Raw genomic sequence first — 20,216 nt, forward strand, 5'->3', positions numbered from 1 at the left:
AGCTAGATTTGACCCCAGTCAGGGATTAAACCCGGCCAGTCGATGTCATACGACGGGGTAGGCGATGCGCGAGTCCGTACAGGCAGAAGTCATGATGAGCTTTCTCGTCTCGGAGGAGCTTTCCTTCCGTATTCCGGTGGAGTTGCGCTACGAGACGAGTGATCCCTACGCGGTGCGGCTCACCTTCCACCTGCCCGGTGACGCCCCGGTGACCTGGGTCTTCGGCCGGGAGTTGATGATCGACGGGGTCGGCCGGCCGTGCGGCGAGGGTGATGTGCACATCGCCCCCGTCGACTGCGAGGTGCTGGGCGAGGTGCTGATCCGCCTTCAGGTAGGCGGTGACCAGGCGCTCTTCCGCTCCTCCACACCCCCGCTGGTGGCGTTCCTCGACCGCACCGACAAGCTGGTGCCGCTCGGGCAGGAGGGTGCGCTGGCCGACTTCGACACCCACCTCGACGAGGCACTGGGCCGCATCCTGGCCGAGGAGCAGAGCGCGGGCTGAAGCGGCAGGGCCAAGAGGGCGCCGAGCGCCCCCGCCGGACTTCGTGAACCTTTGAAGAAACGCTTCTTCAAAGGTTCACGGGCCGACGGGAGCGCGGCGGCGGCGCCGCTCAGCGCTTCCGGCGTCGTCCCCTGCCGCCCGGGGCCGCGACGGGTGGGGCGCCCGCGGGAGCCGCCGCCGCACCGGGAGCGGGGCGGTCGGCCGAGACGACCAAGGCGGCGAGCGCGGTGGTGACCGGGACCGAGGCGACCAGGCCGATCGAGCCGACGAGCGTGCGCACGATCTCCTCGGCGACCAGCTCACTGGTGGCCACCGTTCCCACACCGCTCTGCGCGATGGAGAACAGCAGCAGCAGGGGCAGCGCGGCGCCCGCGTAGGCGAGGACGAGGGTGTTGACGACGGAGGCGATGTGGTCGCGGCCGATGCGGATGCCCGCGCGGTACAGCCCGCGCCAGCCCATCGACGGGTTGGCCTCGTGCAGTTCCCACACCGCCGAGGTCTGGGTGACCGTCACATCGTCCAGCACGCCCAGCGAGCCGATGATGACGCCCGCGAGCAGCAGGCCGCTCATGTCGATCGACGGGTAGAGCCCGTGGATCAGGCCGGTGTTGTCGTCCGTGTTGCCGGTGAGCGCCGCCCAGCCGATGAACTGCGAGCCGAGGAAACCGATCAGCAGCAGTGAGACCAGGGTGCCGACCACCGCGACGGAGGTCCGCGCCGACAGGCCATGGCACATGTACAGCGCGATGAGCATGATCGCGCTCGCCCCTACCACGGCCACGAGCAGCGGGTTCGAGCCCTGCAGCACCGCGGGCAGGATGAACAGGGTCAGCACCATGAAGCTGACGGCCAGGGCCACCAGCGCCATCACGCCGCGCAGCCGGCCCACCACCACGACGGCGACCGCGAAGATCCCGGCGAGCAGCGCCATGGGGAACTTCCGGTCCAGATCGGTGACCGCGTACTGGAGTTCCCTCGGCGCCGTGGGCTCGTAGGCGACCACGACCTTGTCGCCCTGGTGCAACTGCCGGGTCTGGTCCGGCTGCACCAGCTCGGTGAAGGTACGGCCCCGGTCCTTGCCGGTGTCGACCCGGACCGTCGCCTTCTTGCAGGGGCCCTTCTCGTCCTTCTGGGCGGCCGCACCCGCGCCCGTGGCGGAGGGATCACCGGCCGGGGCTCCCCCGCCGGCGCCGCCCACCTGGCAGCTCACCGAGGTGACCTGGGTGACCGTTGCCTGCTGCGTCTGGCGGTCGAAGCCGACCCCGGTGCGCTGGTGCGGCGGAGCGCCTCCGGGCCAGAGCACCACCAGACCCACGACCACCGCCGCGCTGAACGGGATCAGGATCGCCGCGATGACCTTGCGCAGGTGCTTGGACACCGGGGCGGCGGGACCGTGGCTGTGACTGTGGGAGTGACCGTGCCCGCCCCCGGAGCCGTGCCCCTGGCCGTGGCCGCCATGCCCGTCTCCGGAGCCGTGTCCGTGTCCACCCCCGTCGCCGGGGCCTGGTCCGGAGCCGGGCCGGTGGGGTGGGCCGGGGGGTGGGTAGGGAGGCTGCTGCGTCGTGGTCACCGCCCGATCATTGCAAGAACGGGGGAGGCCCACTGTTCATCCCGTCACATGGGGCGCTAGCGTGGAGGCACCTTTGCACACGCGGGAGCTCGGAGCACCGGGCTGAGAGGGCGCTGACCTCCGTCGTTGCGATGTTTCACGTGGAACGTGGTTCCCCGAGAGCATCTGCGGACGGAAATCGCTGCGTCGACCGCCGAACCTGTTACCGGGTAATGCCGGCGTAGGGAGTAGGTCTCATGACCAACAAGGACGCACGCACGCCTGCCTCCACGCAGAACGCGACGAACAGTTCGCCGCACGAGGAGGCCGGGAAGTCCGTCGGCTGGCACAAGGCGTATGTCGAGGGTTCGCGCCCCGACCTGCGCGTGCCGGTCCGTCAGGTGCATCTCACCAACGGGTCGTCGGTCACGCTGTACGACACCTCCGGCCCGTACACCGATCCGGAAGCCGACACCGACGTCCGCCGGGGGCTGGCCCCCTTGCGGGAGCACTGGATCGTCGCCCGTGGCGACACCGAGGAGTACGCGGGCCGCCCCGCCCGTCCCGAGGACGACGGGATCAAGCACACCTCGCCGCGCGGCGGGCTGCGCAACCTGGATGCCGTCTTCCCCGGACGTCCCCGCCAGCCCCGGCGCGGGCGCGCGGGCCGGGCGGTCACCCAGCTCGCGTACGCCCGCCAGGGGGAGATCACGCCCGAGATGGAGTTCGTGGCACTTCGGGAGAACGTCTCTCCCGAGGTGGTCCGCGAGGAGATCGCGGCGGGTCGCGCCGTGCTGCCCGCCAATGTGAACCACCCGGAGATCGAGCCGATGATCATCGGCAAGCGCTTCCTGGTGAAGGTCAACGCCAACATCGGCAACAGCGCGGTCACTTCCTCGATCGAGGAGGAGGTGGAGAAGATGACCTGGGCCACCCGCTGGGGCGCCGACACGGTCATGGACCTCTCCACCGGCCGCAACATCCACACCACCCGCGAGTGGGTACTGCGCAACTCCCCTGTCCCCATCGGCACGGTGCCGCTCTACCAGGCGCTGGAGAAGGTCGACGGCAAGGCCGAGGAGCTGACCTGGGAGATCTACAAGGACACGGTGATCGAGCAGGCCGAACAGGGCGTGGACTACATGACGGTGCACGCCGGTGTGCGTCTGCCGTACGTACCCCTGACGGCGAACCGGAAGACGGGCATCGTCTCGCGCGGCGGCTCGATCATGGCCGCGTGGTGCCTGGCGCACCACAAGGAGTCGTTCCTGTACGAGAACTTCGAGGAGCTCTGCGAGATCCTCGCCGCGTACGACGTCACCTACTCGCTCGGTGACGGTCTGCGGCCCGGCTCGATCGCAGACGCCAACGACGAGGCGCAGTTCGCGGAGTTGCGCACGCTCGGGGAGCTCAACCGGATCGCCCGGCGTTTCGATGTACAGACGATGATCGAGGGCCCCGGGCACGTCCCGATGCACAAGATCAAGGAGAACATCGACCTCCAGCAGGAGATCTGCGATGAAGCTCCGTTCTATACGCTCGGCCCGCTGACCACCGACGTCGCGCCCGCGTACGACCACATCACCTCGGGCATCGGCGCCGCGATGATCGCCTGGTGGGGCACGGCGATGCTCTGCTACGTCACGCCCAAGGAGCACCTGGGCCTGCCGAACCGGGACGACGTGAAGACCGGCGTCATCACCTACAAGATCGCCGCCCACGCGGCCGACCTGGCCAAGGGGCACCCCGGCGCCCAGGAATGGGACGACGCGCTCTCGGACGCCCGCTTCGAGTTCCGGTGGGAGGACCAGTTCAACCTCGCCCTGGACCCGGACACGGCACGGGAGTTCCACGACGAGACCCTGCCCGCCGAGCCCGCCAAGACGGCTCACTTCTGCTCCATGTGCGGCCCGAAGTTCTGCAGCATGAAGATCTCGCAGGACATCAGGCGCGAACACGGGAGTGACCGGGCCGAGATCGAGGAGGGCATGGCGAGGAAGTCCCTGGAGTTCGCGGCCACGGGCAACCGGGTCTATCTGCCGATCGCGGAGCAGCGGGACTAGTCCGGCTGGTGTTCCGGGCCGCCGAAGTCCGGGCTCGTGTAGTCGGGGCTGCTGAAGCGGGGGCGGTCGGTGGCCGCTCCGTCGTCGGGGCTGCTGAAGCCGGGGCGGCCGTAGCCCAGGCGCGGCATCCGGCTCGGGCCGGGCGCCGGCAGGGGCTGTGAGGCGGGGGCGCCGGGCTGGGCGAGGGCGTCGCGCAGGAAGGGCAGGATGCCGCGTTCGAACAGGGCGTCCCGCCACTCCTCGCGCGCCTTCGCCACCGCCTCGCGTGCCTCCTCCTGGGCGGCGGCCTCGGCGGAGGAGCTGTTGCGCAGCGCGGTGAGCAGCAGCGCCACACCGGCGGCCACGATCGCCGCCGCCGTCACGACACCGAAGACCCAGCCGACAGTGATCATGGTCCGGCCGAACTGCTGGCCGGGGGCGACCATCTTGAGGATGTAGCCGACCAGCAGGAAGATCACCGCGGCGGTCCCGGCGAGCACGGGGGCCAGTACCGCGACCATCGCGCTGGCTCCCGCCCCGGCGCCCTCGGCGGTCTCGCCGAGCGTGGCGGCGAGCCCCAGGGCGCCCGGCCCCGGTTCCGCCGCACCGGATTCGGTGCCGGACGCCTCGGCGGTGGGCACCGGACGGCGCAGTTCCTCGCGGGCCTTGACGTAGTGCTGGTACTCGGTGGCGGCGGCCGCACTGATGAGCGCCGTGGCGTTGAGTGCCATCGTGCGCAGTTGTTCCGGGTTGAGCCGCTGTCCGAGGGCGGACAGCTCCGGGTGGTCGGGTGCGGAGCGCAGCGCCTCATCGAGGAACCGCTCGAATTCCCGGCGGTCCTCGCTCAGCAGGTGCTGCGGAACGCTGTTCATGTGCATCCCCCGATGCTCCGTAGGGCTTGTGGCTCGCATGGCGGCGAGCCGTCGGGCAGAAACGGAGGGGAGCCTGCTACGGATAAGCCGATGGTAGAGCTGTCACACCGCACGGTGACAGGGGGTTGCGGGAAATTGGGGCGAGGCTCCGTGCCGGTTCCGCGCCACCGCGGCCCGGGGCCGGGTGGTGCGGAGAACGGTCAGGATTCCAGAGGGAGTTGCTGGACCAGCAGCTTTCCGGCCATCGTCACGCCGCCGTCCATGGCGATGGCGAGGCCGTCGGCGTACACGTGCGGTCCCTCGACGCGGGGGCCGCCGCTGTCCTCGCCCTCCTCGGAGCCGACCTGGCCCAGCAGGTAGGGAATCGGGCTGTGGCCGTGAACGACACGGCCGCCGCCGTACGTATCGAGAAGGGAGCGCACGGCGTCGGCGCCGCCCTCGTCGCGGAAGGAGAAGCGCTTGGTGAACTTGCGGAACAGGTCCCACACCTCGTCCGCGTCGTTGCGGGTTAGCGCCTCGCGGACGGTGTCGTTGACGGCCTCGATCGAGTCGCCGTAGTCGAGGTAGGCGGTGGTGTCGGAGTGGAGCAGCAGGTAGCCGTCGACCTCCTCGACCGCGTCGAGCCGGGCCATCCACTGGAGGTGGTGGTCCTGGAGGCGGTCCATGTCGGTCTTCTGGCCGCCGTTGAGCAGCCAGGCCGCCTGGAAGGTGGCGGTTCCCGCGCCGGAGTTGACCGGCGTGTCGCCGAACCGCTTGGCGCCCAGCAGCAGCAGCTCGTGGTTGCCCATGAGGGCCTTGCAGTAGCCGCCGGCGGCGGCGGCCTCGGCGGACAGCCGCATCACGAGGTCGATGACGCCGATGCCGTCCGGGCCCCGGTCGGTGAAGTCACCGAGGAACCACAGCCTGGAGGTGCCCGCGCACCACTGGCCGGCTTCGTCGATCAGGCCCTTGGCGCGCAGGGCGGTCAGCAGCTCCTCGATGTAGCCGTGGACGTCGCCCACGACGAACAGCGGGCCGGGTCCCTCGCCGGGCTGCGGCGCCGGGGCGGCCGGAGCCGGGTCGGCCGGCGGCTGGAGCGTGTCGCCGCGCTGGATGACCGGCAGGTCCCGCTCGGTCGGGGTGTACCCCTCGGGATGCTCCGCCTCGTGCGCAGGGACGACGTCACCGGGGTGCACGTCGGCGTACGGACCGGTCTCGTGGACGTAAGCGGGTACCCGGAAGTCGCGCAACGTCGCCGTTCGCTCCGTCTCGGGTCCCTGACCGGCCCCCTGAGTCATCAGACCCCTCCACCATCGCGCCGAAGCTGCACCGCCTCGGACTGCCTGGTCGCAGCGGCCCGCGGTGTCGTGGGCCCATCATAGGAATGCGCGTCGCGCCATGTGATGACCCAGGGGTGGTGAATCGGAGCGAGGCTCCCGATCACCGAGGCTTTCGTCCCGTTTGGGCAGGGGTTCGACCAGTTGCCCGGCCATGATCGATCGCCCGCCGGAGGGTCGTCCGCCCCGGTTCGGCGAGGCGCGACCGGTCCGGCCGCGCCTCATGGAACCGTCCGTCCCCGCCCGGCGGCGCCCCCTCGGGCCGGTCCCGTCAGCCCCGCTCCGGTGTCCGGGGCGGGCTGACAGTGGTGCGCGGCGGACGGCGCTGGGACGAGGTGCGCACGATCAGTTCCGTCGGTATCACCTGCTCGACCGGCTGGTCCGACTCGACCCCCTCGATGGCGTCGATGAGGAGCTGCACGACCGCGGTGCCGATGCGGCGGGGCTTCAGCGAGAGCGTGGTGATGGGCGGCTCGGTGGTGGCGTACACCGTGGACTCGCTGCAGCACACCAGCAGCAGGTCCTCCGGGACGCGCAGCCCGTAGCGCCGGGCGGCGGCGAGCAGGTCGGTGCCGTTGGGGTCGAAGAGACCGTAGACGGCGTCCGGGCGGTCGGGGCGGGCGAGCAGCCGGTCGGCGGCGATGGCGCCCGCGCACGGGTCGTGCGCCGGGTACGCCTCGTAGACCGGGTCCTGGCCGACCCGCTCGCACCAGCGCAGATAGGCGGTGGTGGACAGATGGGTGTACGTGTCCGTCGTGGTGCCGGTGAGGAGTCCGATGCGGCGGGCCCCGGCGGCGGCCAGGTGGTCGAGGATGCCGAGGACGGCGGCCTCGTGGTCGTTGTCGACCCAGGCGGTCACCGGGAGGGAGCCGGCCGGGCGGCCGTCGGAGACGACCGGTAAGCCCTGCCGGACCAGCTCGCTGACGACCGGGTCCTGGTCGGAGGGGTCGATGACGACGGTGCCGTCCAGCGCGACGTTGGACCACACGTCGTGGCGGGAGGTCGCGGGCAGGATGACCAGGGCGTAGCCGCGGGCGAGCGCGGCGGAGGTGGCGGCACGCGCCATCTCGGCGAAGTAGGCGAACTCGGTGAAGGTGAAAGGTTCATCCCCGTACGTGGTCACGGTCAGGCCGATCAGGCCGGACTTGCCGGTACGGAGGGTGCGGGCGGCGGCCGAGGGCCGGTAGCCCAGTCGGTCCGCGACCTCGCGGACATGGCGGCGGGTGGCGTCCGGGAGCCGCCCCTTGCCGTTGAGGGCGTCGGAGACGGTCGTGATGGAGACCCCGGCGGCGGCGGCCACGTCTCTGATGCCCGCCCGGCCTGGCCGGGTGCCCCGCCGGGAGGTTTCCGCGCGGCTCACCTGGTGCTTCCCTGCTGCTGTCATGGCGAGCCGATAGTAGGGCTCTTGTGGTGGGGTAGGGCGGACGCATATGCATGCGTTGACAGGCACGTTTCTGCATGGTCGTCAGGCCACAACAGCCTTAGAAAGCATGTCAGTTGGCCGGTCCGATGGCAGGACGTGACTTGTCGGCGGGTGTGGGCCTGCCAAGTGCCCGATGTCTCGAAGAGGTCTCAACTCACCTTCACGGGGGATGCGCGCCACGGCGCGAGCCACCGGCGCATGAGCAAATGCGCGATGCGCCCCCTATTGCGCAGGCAGTTGCCCGGTGCGGCCCGTGGTGCCCCCGGGACGGCGGCGGCGGACCGCAGGCCGGGTCGCGCCGGTACGCAAGCGCGCCGAATCCTCATAAGGTGAGAAGCATTGGATGCCGGCGGCGTCGACGGTCCGCCGGTGGTCACGAGGAGGACTGCGGTGAGCGAGACGAGCCCCAAGCTGCGCGCCGAGCTGGAGGGGATCCCCACCTACAAGCCGGGCAGGCCCGCCTCGGCCGATGGTCCGGCCGCCTACAAGCTGTCCTCCAACGAGAACCCCTATCCCCCGCTGCCGGGTGTGATGGAGCGCGTCGCCGCTGCCGTCGCCGAGTTCAACCGCTACCCCGACATGGCGTGCGGCGGCCTGATGGCCGAGCTGGCGGAGCGGTTCGGCGTCCCGGTCTCCCACCTGGCCACGGGCACCGGCTCGGTCGGCGTGGCCCAGCAGTTGGTGCAGGCGACCAGCGGACCGGGCGACGAGGTGATCTACGCCTGGCGCTCCTTCGAGGCGTACCCGATCATCACGCGGATCAGCGGCGCGACGCCGGTGCAGGTGCCGCTCACGCCGGACGATGTGCACGACCTGGACGCGATGGCGGACGCGATCACCGACCGGACCCGGCTGATCTTCGTGTGCAACCCCAACAACCCGACCGGCACCGTGGTGAGGCGGGCCGAGCTGGAACGGTTCCTCGACCGGGTGCCGCGTGACGTGCTGGTGGTGCTCGACGAGGCGTACCGGGAGTTCATCCGGGACCCCGAGGTGCCCGACGGCGTCGAGCTGTACCGGGAGCGGCCGAACGTCTGCGTGCTGCGCACGTTCTCCAAGGCGTACGGGCTGGCCGGGCTGCGGGTCGGTTTCGCCATCGCGCACGAGCCGGTGGCCGCCGCGCTGCGCAAGACGGCGGTGCCGTTCGGTGTCAGCCATGTCGCGCAGGAGGCGGCGATCGCCTCGCTCCAGGCCGAGGACGCGCTGCTGGGCCGGGTCGGTTCGCTGGTGTGCGAGCGCGCCCGTGTCGTCGACGCGCTGCGTGCGCAGGGCTGGACGGTGCCGGAGACGCAGGCCAACTTCGTGTGGCTTCGGCTGGGGGAGCGGACCATGGAGTTCGCGGCGGCGTGCGAGGACCACGGTGTCGTGGTGCGGCCGTTCCCCGGTGAGGGTGTGCGGGTGACGGTCGGGGAGACCGAGGCGAACGACCTGTTCCTCAAGGCGGCGGAGGCGTTCCGCCGGGAGGCGGCGCAGGGCTGAGCGCTCGCCGCGACGACATGGGCCCCGCCGTTCGGCGGGGCCTTTCGTCGTATCCGGGCTCTGTCGCGGAGCCCGGGGGACCCCCTCTTCCGGGTGACAGAACGTGTGCGCAATAATGGCTTGTGAATGTGAACGCTTTCACAAGCTCCGTTCGGACTGCTCCACACGTGTGAGGCAAAAGTGCCGTAACACCGCGTTCGGACGGCGAAGTTAGGAGGGGTGACGACGTGGAACTGGCGCTGGCGCCGGAGACCCTGGCGCGCTGGCAGTTCGGCATCACCACCGTCTATCACTTTCTGTTCGTCCCCCTGACGATCTCCCTGGCCGCTCTCACGGCCGGGCTGCAGACGGCCTGGGTGCGCACGGAGAAGGAGGTCTACCTCAGGGCCACCAAGTTCTGGGGCAAGCTCTTCCTGATCAACATCGCGATGGGCGTGGTCACCGGCATCGTGCAGGAGTTCCAGTTCGGCATGAACTGGTCGGACTACTCGCGCTTCGTCGGGGACGTCTTCGGCGCCCCGCTGGCGTTCGAGGCGCTCATCGCGTTCTTCTTCGAGTCGACCTTCATCGGGCTGTGGATCTTCGGCTGGGACAAGCTGCCGAAGAAGATCCACCTGGCCTGCATCTGGATGGTCTCGCTCGGCACGGTCCTGTCGGCCTACTTCATCCTGGCGGCCAACTCCTGGATGCAGCATCCGGTCGGCTACCGGATCAACAAGGCCAAGGGCCGCGCCGAACTGACCGACTTCTGGGCCGTGCTGACCCAGAACACCGCGCTCAACCAGGCGTTCCACACCTTCGCCGCGGCCTTCCTGACCGGTGGCGCCTTCGTGGTGGGCATATCCGCCTACCACCTCGCCCGTCGCCGGCACATCAGGGTGATGCGGACCTCGCTCCGGCTCGGCCTGGTCACCGTGGTCATCGCCGGCCTGCTCACCGCGGTCAGCGGAGACCTGCTCGGCAAGGTCATGTTCAAGCAACAGCCGATGAAGATGGCCGCCGCCGAGGCCCTGTGGGACGGTCAGAAGCCCGCGCCCTTCTCGGTCTTCGCCTACGGCGACGTGGACAAGGGCCACAACACCGTCGCCGTCGAGGTGCCCGGACTGCTGTCCTTCCTCGCCAACGACGACTTCTCCTCGTACGTTCCCGGCATCAACGACATCGACAAGGCCGAGCAGGAGAAGTTCGGGCCCGGCGACTACCGGCCCAACATCCCGGTCGCCTACTGGGGCTTCCGCTGGATGATCGGGTTCGGCATGACGTCCTTCGCCCTCGGGGCGCTGGGGCTCTGGCTGACCCGTAAGAAGTTCCTGCTGCCCCGGCATCTGCGCACCGGCGACGACGAGATACCGCATCTGGTGCTGTTCGGGAAGCGGACGCTGGGCCCGAAGCTCACCCCCTGGTTCTGGCGCGTGGCCACCTGGACGATGGCCTTCCCGCTGATCGCCAACGCCTGGGGCTGGATCTTCACCGAGACCGCCCGTCAGCCCTGGGCCGTCTACGGCGTGCTCCAGACCCGGCAAGCGGTCTCCCCCGGTGTCTCCCAGGCCGAGGTCGTCATCTCGATGGCCGTCTTCACCGCGCTGTACGCGGTCCTCGCGGTCATCGAGGTCCGGCTGCTGGTCAAGTACGCCAAGGCCGGGCCGCCGGAGCTGACCGAGGCCGACCTCAACCCGCCCACGAAGATCGGCGGCGACCACCGCGACGCCGACCGGCCGATGGCCTTCTCGTACTAGCGCTGAGGGAACAGCCATGGAACTGCATGACGTCTGGTTCGTACTGATAGCCGTGCTGTGGACCGGCTACTTCTTCCTGGAGGGGTTCGACTTCGGGGTCGGTGTCCTCACCCGGCTGCTCGCGCGGGACCGGCCCGAGCGGCGGGTGCTGATCAACACCATCGGCCCGGTGTGGGACGGCAACGAGGTGTGGTTGCTCACGGCGGGCGGTGCCACCTTCGCCGCCTTCCCGGAGTGGTACGCCACCCTGTTCTCCGGCTTCTACCTGCCCTTCCTCCTCGTCCTGGTCTGCCTGATCGTGCGGGGCGTCGCCTTCGAGTACCGGGTCAAGCGGCCCGAGGAGAGCTGGCAGCGCAACTGGGAGTGGGCGATCTTCTGGACCTCGCTGATCCCGGCGTTCCTGTGGGGCGTGGCCTTCGGGAACATCACGTGGGGCGTGAAGATCGACCGGAACTTCGAGTACGTCGGCGGCCTCGGTGACCTCTTCCATCCCTACGCCCTGCTCGGCGGCGCGGTGACCCTCACCCTGTTCACCTTCCACGGGACGGTCTTCACGGCGCTCAAGACCGTCGGTGACATCCGGGCGCGGGCCCGCAGGCTGGCGCTGCGCACCGGACCGGTGACCGTAGTCCTGGCGCTCGCCTTCCTGGTCTGGACGCAGCTCCACAGCGGGGACGGTGCGAGCCTGGTCGCCCTGGCCGTGGCGGCCGTCGCCCTGGTCGGAGCGCTGGGAGCCATCTGGCGGGTGCGGGAGGGATGGGCGTTCGCGCTGTCCGGGGTGACCATCGTGGCCACCGTGGCGATGCTGTTCCTGTCGCTCTTCCCGAACGTGATGCCGTCCACCCTCGACGCGGACTGGAGCCTGACGGTCACCAACGCCTCGTCGAGCCCGTACACCCTGAGGATCATGACCTGGTGTGCCGCGATCGCGACCCCGCTCGTCATGCTCTACCAGGGGTGGACGTACTGGGTGTTCCGTAAGCGCATCGGCACCCACCACATCGCCGAAGCCGCACACTGACCGTCCCAAGGGTATGTTTCACGTGAAACACACTCTCGGGACTGAAGGACACGTTTCACGTGAAACCGATCGATCCCCGCCTTATGCGCTACGCCCGTGCCACGCGCTTCTTCCTCGTGGCGGTCGTCATCCTCGGCGGGCTCGGCGCCGGCCTGGTCATCGCCCAGGCGATGCTGATCGCCGAAGTGGTGGTCGGAGCCTTCCAGCAGGGCAAGTCCGCAGGTGACCTGGTCACCCCGCTGGCGTTGCTGGCCGTCGTGGCCTGCGGCCGGGCGCTGGTCTCCTGGCTCACCGAGCTGGCGGCACACCGGGCCAGCGCGGCCGTGAAGTCGGAGCTGCGGGAGCGGCTCGTCGAGCGGGCCGCCGTGCTCGGTCCCGGTTGGCTGAGCGGACAGCGCACCGGCTCGCTGGTCACCCTGGCCACGCGTGGGGTCGACGCCCTGGACGACTACTTCTCGCGGTACCTCCCGCAGATGGGCCTCGCCCTGGTCGTCCCGGTGGCGGTGCTGGCCCGGATCGTCACCGAGGACTGGGTGTCGGCGGCGATCATCGTCGCCACCCTGCCCCTCATCCCGATCTTCATGATGCTCATCGGCTGGGCCACCCAGTCCCGGATGGACCGGCAGTGGTCGCTGCTGTCCCGGCTGTCCGGTCACTTCCTGGACGTGGTCGCCGGACTGCCCACGCTGAAGGTGTTCGGCCGGGCCAAGGCGCAGGCCGAGTCCATCCGCCGGATCACCGGCGAGTACCGCCGCGCCACCATGCGGACCCTGCGGATCGCCTTCCTCTCCTCCTTCGCGCTGGAGCTGCTGGCCACGCTCTCCGTCGCGCTGGTCGCCGTGACGATCGGCATGCGGCTGGTGCACGGCGGCATGGATCTGTACATCGGCCTGGTCATCCTGATCCTGGCCCCGGAGGCGTACCTCCCGCTGCGCCAGGTGGGCGCGCAGTACCACGCGGCGGCGGAGGGCCTCGCGGCCGCGGAAGAGATCTTCGCCGTGCTGGAGACTCCGGTCCCGGCCACCGGCACCGCGCCTGTCCCCTCCGGCTCGGTGGCCTTCGACTCCGTGACGGTCCGCTACCCCGGCCGGTCGGCGGATGCCGTCACCGACGCGTCCTTCTCCGTGGAGCCCGGCGAGACCGTGGCGCTGATCGGGCCGAGCGGTGCGGGCAAGTCCACCCTGCTGAGCGTGCTCCTCGGCTTCGTGCGGCCCACCGAGGGCCGGGTGCGCATCGGCGGCGCCGACCTCGCCGACCTCGACCTCGAGGAGTGGCGCTCCCGGATCGCCTGGGTGCCGCAGCGGCCGCACCTGTACGCCGGGACCATCGCAGAGAACGTACGGCTGGCCCGTCCCGACGCGGACGACACCGCCGTTCACCGGGCGCTGGCGGACGCGGGGGCGCTGGAGTTCGTGGACGCGCTCCCCGCGGGCGCCGACACCGTGCTCGGTGAGGACGGGGCAGGGCTCTCCGCAGGGCAGCGGCAGCGGCTCGCCCTGGCCCGCGCCTTCCTCGCCGACCGGCCGGTACTGCTCCTGGACGAACCCACCGCCGCGCTGGACGGCGCCACCGAGGCGGATGTCGTCGCTGCGGTGCGACGGCTAGCGGTGGGCCGTACGGTGCTGCTCGTCGTGCACCGGCCCGCGCTGCTGGAGGTCGCCGACCGGGTGGTTCGGCTGGAGCTGTCCGAGGCGCCGCCGGTGCCCGAGCCGGTCATGGCCGAGGCGCCCGCCCCCGACTCGGCCGTCGCCGCGCTCGACGCGCCCGAGCCCGTCGCCGCCGCGCCCGGCGAACCCTTCTTCCCCGAGCAGGACGAGGCCGACGACGACCGGGACGGATCCGCGCCCGGGACGGCGACGGCCCGCGACCGGGGCATCCTGACGCGCGTCCGTTCCGTGGCCGCCGCCCGGCGCGGCCGCCTGCTCTTCGCGCTGCTGCTCGGCAGCCTGGCCCTCGGCTGCGCCGTCGGACTCATGGCGACCTCGGGCTGGCTGATCTCCCGCGCCTCGCAGCAGCCCCCGGTGCTGTACCTGCTGGTGGCCGTGACGGCCACGCGGTTCTTCGGCATCGGCCGCGCCGTCTTCCGCTACAGCGAGCGGCTGGTGTCGCACGACGCCGTGCTGCGCATGCTCGCCGACACCCGCGTCGCCGTCTACAAGCGGCTGGAGCGCCTGGCCCCGGCCGGGCTGCGGGGCACCCGGCGCGGCGATCTGCTCAGCCGGCTCGTCGCCGACGTGGACGCCTTCCAGGACTACTGGCTGCGCTGGCTGCTGCCCACGGGTGTGGCCGTCGTCGTCTCCGCCGCCTCGGTCGGGTTCACGGCCTGGCTGCTGCCCGAGGCCGGACTCGCGCTCGCCGCGGGTCTGCTGCTCGCCGGCGTCGGCGTCCCGCTGGTCACCGCGGCCGTCGCCCGGCGCACCGAACGACGGCTGGCGCCCGCCCGCAGCGTGCTGGCCACCCGCGTGACCGACCTGCTCACCGGCACCGCCGAGCTGACCGTCGCCGGGGCGCTGCCCTCGCGGACGGCGGCCACCCGGCAGGCCGACGGCGTCCTCACCCGGATCGCGTCCCGCGCGGCCGGGGCGACCGCGCTCGGCGACGGCCTCACCGCGCTGATCTCCGGTCTGACCGTCACCGTCGCCGCGCTGCTCGGCGCGCAGGCGGCGGCCGGGGGCCGGATCCAGGGTGTCGTGGTGGCCGTGGTCGTCCTCACCCCGCTGGCCGCCTTCGAGGCCGTGCTCGGCCTCCCGCTGGCCGTGCGCTACCGGCAGCGCGTCGCCCGCAGCGCCGAGCGCGTGTACGAGGTACTGGACGCCCCGGAGCCGGTCCACGAGCCCGAGCACCCGCGCGAGGCACCGGCCTCGCCCTTCCCGCTCGTGGTGAAGGACCTGACCGCCCGCTACGAGGACCAGCACCGCGACGCGCTCGACGGGCTCGACCTCACGCTGGACCGGGGCCGCCGGATCGCCGTGGTCGGTCCCTCGGGCTCCGGCAAGACCACCCTCGCCCAGGTGCTGCTCCGCTTCCTGGACCCGGGCTCGGGCACGTACACGCTCGCCGGGGTGCTGGCGGACGAGATGGACGGCGACGACGTACGGCGGCTGGTCGGGCTGTGCGCCCAGGACGCCCACCTCTTCGACAGCACCGTCCGGGAGAACCTGCTGCTCGCCCGGAAGGACGCGACCGAGGACGAGCTGCGGGACGTGCTGCTGCGGGCCCGGCTGCTGGACTGGGTGGACGGGCTCCCCGAGGGCCTGGACACGCACGTGGGCGAGCACGGGGCCCGTCTCTCCGGCGGCCAGCGGCAGCGGCTCGCGCTGGCCCGCGCGCTGCTCGCGGACTTCCCGGTGCTGGTGCTGGACGAGCCCGCCGAGCACCTCGACCTGCCCACGGCCGATGCCCTCACCGAGGACCTGCTGGCCGCGACCGAGGGCCGCACCACCCTGCTGATCACGCACCGGCTCGCCGGTCTCGCCGCCGTCGACGAGGTGCTCGTCCTCGACGCGGGCCGCGTGGTGCAGCGCGGCCCCTACGCCGAGCTGGTCACCGTGGACGGCCCGCTGGCCGCGATGGCCCGCCGCGAGGCCGAGGCGGAGTCCCTGGTGGTGCTGTAGTCGGCGAGGTGGTCAGACCCGGCCGGCGAGGATGTCCTCGATCACGCGGGCCACACCGTCCTCGTTGTTGGCGCGGGTGCGGTCGGTGGCCGCGGCCAGGGTGTCGGGGTGGGCGTTGCCCATGGCGTAGGAGCGGCCGGCCCAGGTCAGCATCTCGATGTCGTTGGGCATGTCGCCGAAGGCGACGACCTCCTCGTGCGAGATGCCGCGCTCGGCGCAGCACAGCGCCAGGGTGCTGGCCTTGGAGACGCCGGGTCCGCTCAGCTCCAGCAGGGCGCTGGGGCTGGAGCGGGTGACGTTGGCGTGGCCGCCGACGGCGATCCGGGCGAGGGTGAGGAAGGCGTCCGGGTCGAGCTCGGGGTGGTGGGCCAGGATCTTCAGCACCGGCTGGCTCGCCGCGACGCCGTCCGGCGCGAGGAGTTCCTCGGCGGGCCGGAGGGTGTCCGGGATCTCCATGTGCAGCTTGGGATAGGCGGGCTCCTGGTGGAAGCCGTAGGTCTGCTCGACCGCGAACAGCGTGCCGGGGGCCGCTTCGCGCAGCATGCGCACGGACTTCAGGGCGTTCTCCCTGGCCAGCTCGCGCACCTTCACGAAGCGGTGGGCGCCGGGTCCGCCGTGCAGGTCGACCACGGCGGCGCCGTTGCCGCAGATCGCCAGGCCGTGGCCGTGCACGTGCTCGCTGACGACGTCCATCCAGCGGGCGGGCCGGCCGGTGACGAAGAAGACCTCCACGCCCGCCTCCTCGGCCGCGGCGAGCGCGGCGACGGTGCGCGCGGAGACGGTCTGGTCGTCGCGCAGCAGGGTGCCGTCGAGGTCGGTGGCGATCAGGCGGGGCGGCGGGAGGGAGGCCCCTCCGCGTCCGGACAGGGCCGACGGCTGGGCGGATGCCGGGGTCCCCGGCTGTCTGGTCGCTGAGGTCACCCGGCCATTCTCGCGCATATGCGCGCACGACCGTGCGCCGCTGGGCACGGATGAGTTCAGGGTTGCGTCGGATGAGGTCCAGATCGCGTCCCGATCGGCCATCCGGGCGTCGTAGGCTCGTCCGCATGGCCCTTCGTCTCAGTACCGTGATTCTTCCCGTCGACCGCTGGAACGAGGGGGGACGGGCGAAATGGCAGCGGGCCGAGGAACTGGGGTTCCACGCGGCGTACACCTACGACCACCTGTCCTGGCGGTCGTTCCGGGACGGGCCGTGGTTCGGCGCGCTGCCGACGCTGACGGCCGCCGCCGGGGTGACCGAGCGGCTGCGGCTGGGGACGCTGGTGACCTCGCCGAACTTCCGGCACCCGGTGACCCTGGCCAAGGAACTGATCTCCCTCGACGACATCTCCGGTGGCCGCGTCACGCTGGGCATCGGGGCGGGCGGCTCCGGGTTCGACGCGACCGCGCTCGGGCAGGAGGCGTGGTCCCCGCGTGAGCGTGCCGACCGGTTCGCGGAGTTCGTGACGCTGCTGGACCGGCTGCTGACCGAGGACGCCGTGTCGTACGCGGGCGACCACTACTCGGCGCACGAGGCCCGCAACATTCCGGGCTGTGCGCAGCGGCCCCGGCTGCCGTTCGCGGTGGCGGCGACGGGTCCGCGCGGGCTGCGGCTGGCCGCCCGGTACGGGCAGGCGTGGGTGACCACGGGCGACCCGAAGCTGTTCGAGGCGGGCACGCCGGAGCAGTCGGTGCTGGCGGTCGAGGGGCAGCTCGGCCGGCTCACGGAGGCATGTGCGGAGGTCGGCCGGGACGTCACCGAGCTGGACAAGATCATGCTGACCGGGTTCACCCCGGACCGGAGCCGTCCGCTGGAGTCCGTCGACGCGTTCGTGGATTTCGCCGGCCGGTACGCGGCGCTGGGCGTCACCGAGCTGGTGATCCACTGGCCGATCCCGGACTCGGACTTCGCGGCCGACCAGGCCGTCTTCGAGAAGATCGCCACCGAGGCCGTCGCCCAGCTCGGCTGACCGAGGGCCCGGCTCTCAGCGGGGCTCGGAGAAGCGCAGGTAGCGGGGCGGGACGGCGCTGGTCAGCCAGACGCCGTTGGCGCTGACGTGGAAGACGTGGCCGTCGCGGTGCATGGCGGCCGCGTCCACGGCGAGGACCACGGGCCGGCCACGGCGGGCGCCGACCCGGGTGGCGGTCTCGCGGTCGGCCGAGAGGTGGACGTCGTGCCGGTCCATGGGGCGCAGCCCCTCGGCGCGGATCGCGTCCAGGCTGCGGGCGACGGTGCCGTGGTACAGGTACGGCGGCGGGGTGGCCGGGGGCAGGCCGAGCGCCACCTCGACGCTGTGGCCCTGACTGGCGCGGATGCGGCCGTCCTCGACGGCGAAGCGCCGCTTGTCGTTGACGGCCACCACATGGTCCAGCTCCGCACGCGTGACGGGAAAGCCATGGGCCGCCGCCGCGGCGAGCAGCGTGTCGATCCCGACCCAGCCCGCCGGGTCGAGGGTGAGCCCGATGCGCTCGGGCTGGTGCCGCAGGTGCTTGGAGAGGTACTTGGACACCTTCACGGTGCGTCTGTCATCCATCACTTCTGATGTACCCACTTCTGTCATGTGATGCTTTTCGTATGTCCCTCTCGTCCGCCCGCTCCGCGTTTTCCGCCCCTCCCCAGCCTGCCGGGGAGACGCGGATCACGCATATGATTTTTCGCCGGGAGGTTTGATCCACAGCCAACGCGCTTTATCCACAGGCATTTTGACGATTCTGTGGACAACCAGCGCCCGTTTCAGGTCTGTTGATCAACTTCGGCTCGGTTCGCCTCGGATGAGACTCCCCACGCCGATGCCCACCTCACAACTTCGGTTCCACCCGCGCCAGTTTGCGCAGCGCCCCCGGCAGGAATCGCCCCAGCAGATACGCCCCTCGTGCCTCGGGGGTCACCGGCACCACGGCCCGGTTCTCCGCCACCGCGTCCAGGATCGCCCTGGCGGCCTTCTCCGGCGGGTAGTTGCGCTTCCCGTAGAGCCGGGACGACCGTTCCTGACGCCGCCGCGCCTCGGCCTCGTCCACCCCGGTGAAGCGTGCCGTCGACGTGATGTTGGTGTTGACGATGCCGGGGCAGATGGCGGTGACTCCGATGTCCCGCGAGGCCAGTTCGGCGCGCAGGCACTCCGAGAGCATCAGCACCGCCGCCTTCGACGTGCTGTACGCGGGAAGCGCGCGAGAGGGCTGGAAGGCCGCCGCCGAGGCGATGTTGACGATGTGGCCGCCCTGCCCCCGCTCGGCCATCCGGGCGCCGAAGAGACGGCAACCGTGGATCACTCCCCACAAGTTGACGTCCAGCACCTTGCGCCAGTCGTCCGTGGTCGTGGTGAAGAAGGAGCCCGAGAGGCCGATGCCCGCGTTGTTGACCAGCAGGTCCAGCACCCCGTACTCGTGGTGCACGTGCTCGGCCAGCTTCTCCATGGCGTGCTCGTCGGAGACGTCCACCGTCTCCGCCCACGCGGCCGGAGCGCCTGCGGCCAGGGCGAGTTCGACCGTACGGGCGGCCGTCTGCGCATCCCGGTCCACGGCCACCACCCGCGCCCCGGCCTCCGCCAGAGCGAGCGCCGTGGCACGGCCGATACCGCTGCCCGCCCCTGTCACCAGGGCCAACTGGCCGCCGAAACGGTCGGCGTGGCGTCCGCCGCTCCCAGGCTCCGGAGCGCCCTGCTCGACAGAGGTGACGAACTCCGAGATCCACAGCGCCAGTCGGTCCGGCCGCGTACGCGGCACCCAGTGCTTGGCCGGGAGCGTGCGCCGGGTCAGGCTCGGCGCCCACCGCTCCAGGTCGTCGTAGAGCCGCTCCGACAGGAAGGCGTCGCCCTGGGGCGTGATGAGCTGCACCGGCACGTGCGCGACGGCGTCCGGGCGCGGGTGGCGCAGCCGGGGCCGGACGTTGTCCCGGTAGAGCCATGCCCCGTGGGCCGCGTCCGAGGGCAGCGAGGCCGTCGGGTAGTCGCCGGCCGGGACCTTCTCGGCCCGCTCCAGGAGCTTCGGCCACCGCTTGCCCAGCGGCCCGCGCCAGGCCAGCTCCGGCAGTACGGGTGTGTGCAGCAGGTAGACGTACCAGGACTTGGCTCCCTGGCCCAGGAGTTGACCCACCCGGCGCGGGGTCGGACGCTTCATCCGCGCGCCGATCCAGTGGCCGAAGTGGTCCAGCGACGGGCCCGACATGGAGGTGAAGGAGGCGATGCGGCCACGGGTGCGGGCGACCGTCACGAACTCCCAGGACTGCACCGAACCCCAGTCGTGCCCGACCAGATGCACCGGCCGGTCCGGGCTCACCGCGTCGATCACCGCGAGGAAGTCGTCCGTCAGCTTGGCCAGGGTGAATCCGCCGCGCAGCGGCTTCGGCGCGGTGGAGCGGCCGTGGCCCCGCACGTCGTAGAGCACCACGTGGAAGCGGTCCGCCAGGAGGGCGGCCACCTCGGACCAGACCTCCTTGCTGTCCGGGTAACCGTGCACCAGCACCACGGTGGGTTGCCCCGGATCGCCCAGTTCGGCCACGCACAGCTCGATCCCGCCGGTGCGCACCCGCCGCTCACGCGCGTCCTTCAGCGTCACTTGTCCTCCGCCCGACTCCGTCCAGCGCCACCCATGTGATCCCTGCGAATGTGGCAGTTGTTAGAGGTGGCGTCAATAGGGGGCATCCCCCAGGGGCACACCCCGACATCCCCCGGGTCCACCGACCCC

The 20,216-nt window shown here is 71.3% G+C and carries 14 protein-coding genes; 7 read left to right on the plus strand and 7 right to left on the minus strand.

The window, feature by feature from the left end; genetic code table 11:
• Positions 1-64 precede the first annotated feature (64 nt).
• On the plus strand, positions 65-502 hold the full coding sequence (locus tag HEK131_RS00625) for an SsgA family sporulation/cell division regulator (RefSeq protein ID WP_161147327.1): 438 nt from the start codon (positions 65-67) through the stop codon (positions 500-502).
• Between the two features lie 109 nt (positions 503-611).
• On the opposite strand, the gene HEK131_RS00630 is transcribed toward HEK131_RS00625, so the two are convergent.
• Positions 612-2,072, minus strand: coding sequence for a YibE/F family protein (locus tag HEK131_RS00630; RefSeq protein ID WP_244333234.1), 1,461 nt, complete (start codon positions 2,070-2,072; stop codon positions 612-614).
• Positions 2,073-2,308: 236 nt separating this feature from the next.
• On the opposite strand from HEK131_RS00630, the gene thiC reads away from it, so the two are divergent.
• Positions 2,309-4,114, plus strand: a complete 1,806-nt coding sequence (gene thiC, locus HEK131_RS00635; protein ID WP_217463493.1) for a phosphomethylpyrimidine synthase ThiC — start codon at positions 2,309-2,311, stop codon at positions 4,112-4,114.
• Here the strand turns inward: thiC and HEK131_RS00640 are convergent.
• From HEK131_RS00640 to HEK131_RS00650, 3 genes are all read right to left on the minus strand, one after another.
• Positions 4,111-4,971, minus strand: coding sequence for a hypothetical protein (locus tag HEK131_RS00640; RefSeq protein WP_244333235.1), 861 nt, complete (start codon positions 4,969-4,971; stop codon positions 4,111-4,113). The two genes, thiC and HEK131_RS00640, sit on opposite strands and share 4 nt — an antisense overlap.
• Positions 4,972-5,165: 194 nt before the next feature.
• Complete coding sequence (locus tag HEK131_RS00645; protein ID WP_244333236.1) at positions 5,166-6,242, minus strand: metallophosphoesterase; 1,077 nt, start codon at positions 6,240-6,242, stop codon at positions 5,166-5,168.
• A gap of 310 nt (positions 6,243-6,552) precedes the next feature.
• Positions 6,553-7,665, minus strand: a complete 1,113-nt coding sequence (locus tag HEK131_RS00650; RefSeq protein WP_161147332.1) for a LacI family DNA-binding transcriptional regulator — start codon at positions 7,663-7,665, stop codon at positions 6,553-6,555.
• A 429-nt stretch (positions 7,666-8,094) separates the two neighbouring features.
• Between HEK131_RS00650 and hisC the strand changes: the two genes are divergently transcribed.
• From hisC to cydD, 4 genes are all read left to right on the plus strand, one after another.
• Positions 8,095-9,183 carry a histidinol-phosphate transaminase gene (gene hisC / locus HEK131_RS00655; RefSeq protein ID WP_217463490.1) on the plus strand — a complete coding sequence of 363 codons (1,089 nt, stop codon included), beginning with the start codon at positions 8,095-8,097 and terminating at the stop codon, positions 9,181-9,183.
• Positions 9,184-9,410: 227 nt separating this feature from the next.
• Positions 9,411-10,919, plus strand: coding sequence for a cytochrome ubiquinol oxidase subunit I (locus HEK131_RS00660; RefSeq protein ID WP_244333237.1), 1,509 nt, complete (start codon positions 9,411-9,413; stop codon positions 10,917-10,919).
• A gap of 16 nt (positions 10,920-10,935) precedes the next feature.
• Entirely contained in the window at positions 10,936-11,940 is a 1,005-nt protein-coding gene (gene cydB, locus HEK131_RS00665; protein ID WP_217463488.1) for a cytochrome d ubiquinol oxidase subunit II, read from the plus strand.
• A 59-nt stretch (positions 11,941-11,999) separates the two neighbouring features.
• Positions 12,000-15,554 carry a thiol reductant ABC exporter subunit CydD gene (gene cydD, locus HEK131_RS00670; protein WP_244333238.1) on the plus strand — a complete coding sequence of 1,185 codons (3,555 nt, stop codon included), beginning with the start codon at positions 12,000-12,002 and terminating at the stop codon, positions 15,552-15,554.
• A gap of 12 nt (positions 15,555-15,566) precedes the next feature.
• Here the strand turns inward: cydD and HEK131_RS00675 are convergent, their stop codons facing one another.
• A complete protein-coding gene (locus tag HEK131_RS00675) occupies positions 15,567-16,493 on the minus strand; it encodes an HAD-IIB family hydrolase (RefSeq protein WP_244333239.1) in 927 nt (308 codons plus the stop codon).
• Positions 16,494-16,600: 107 nt separating this feature from the next.
• Between HEK131_RS00675 and HEK131_RS00680 the strand changes: the two genes are divergently transcribed.
• Positions 16,601-17,503 carry an LLM class flavin-dependent oxidoreductase gene (locus tag HEK131_RS00680; RefSeq protein ID WP_244333240.1) on the plus strand — a complete coding sequence of 301 codons (903 nt, stop codon included), beginning with the start codon at positions 16,601-16,603 and terminating at the stop codon, positions 17,501-17,503.
• A 15-nt stretch (positions 17,504-17,518) separates the two neighbouring features.
• Here HEK131_RS00680 and HEK131_RS00685 read toward each other — a convergent pair whose 3' ends face one another.
• A complete protein-coding gene (locus HEK131_RS00685; RefSeq protein WP_161150818.1) occupies positions 17,519-18,067 on the minus strand; it encodes an RNA 2'-phosphotransferase in 549 nt (182 codons plus the stop codon).
• A gap of 265 nt (positions 18,068-18,332) precedes the next feature.
• Positions 18,333-20,087, minus strand: coding sequence for an SDR family oxidoreductase (locus tag HEK131_RS00690; protein WP_244333241.1), 1,755 nt, complete (start codon positions 20,085-20,087; stop codon positions 18,333-18,335).
• Positions 20,088-20,216 lie beyond the last annotated feature (129 nt).

The organism is Streptomyces seoulensis (assembly GCF_022846655.1).
In the GTDB taxonomy this organism is placed as follows: Bacteria; Actinomycetota; Actinomycetes; order Streptomycetales; family Streptomycetaceae; genus Streptomyces.

Excerpts from the sequence above, each read along its gene's own strand:
- HEK131_RS00640 (WP_244333235.1), bottom strand. The coding sequence starts at position 4,971 with ATGCACATGAACAGCGTTCCGCAGCACCTGCTGAGCGAGGACCGCCGG.
- HEK131_RS00680 (WP_244333240.1), top strand. The coding sequence starts at position 16,601 with ATGGCCCTTCGTCTCAGTACCGTGATTCTTCCCGTCGACCGCTGGAAC.
- HEK131_RS00675 (WP_244333239.1), bottom strand. The coding sequence starts at position 16,493 with ATGCGCGAGAATGGCCGGGTGACCTCAGCGACCAGACAGCCGGGGACC.
- thiC (WP_217463493.1), top strand. The coding sequence starts at position 2,309 with ATGACCAACAAGGACGCACGCACGCCTGCCTCCACGCAGAACGCGACG.
- HEK131_RS00625 (WP_161147327.1), top strand. The coding sequence starts at position 65 with ATGCGCGAGTCCGTACAGGCAGAAGTCATGATGAGCTTTCTCGTCTCG.
- cydB (WP_217463488.1), top strand. The coding sequence starts at position 10,936 with ATGGAACTGCATGACGTCTGGTTCGTACTGATAGCCGTGCTGTGGACC.
- HEK131_RS00645 (WP_244333236.1), bottom strand. The coding sequence starts at position 6,242 with ATGACTCAGGGGGCCGGTCAGGGACCCGAGACGGAGCGAACGGCGACG.
- HEK131_RS00650 (WP_161147332.1), bottom strand. The coding sequence starts at position 7,665 with ATGACAGCAGCAGGGAAGCACCAGGTGAGCCGCGCGGAAACCTCCCGG.
- HEK131_RS00685 (WP_161150818.1), bottom strand. The coding sequence starts at position 18,067 with ATGGATGACAGACGCACCGTGAAGGTGTCCAAGTACCTCTCCAAGCAC.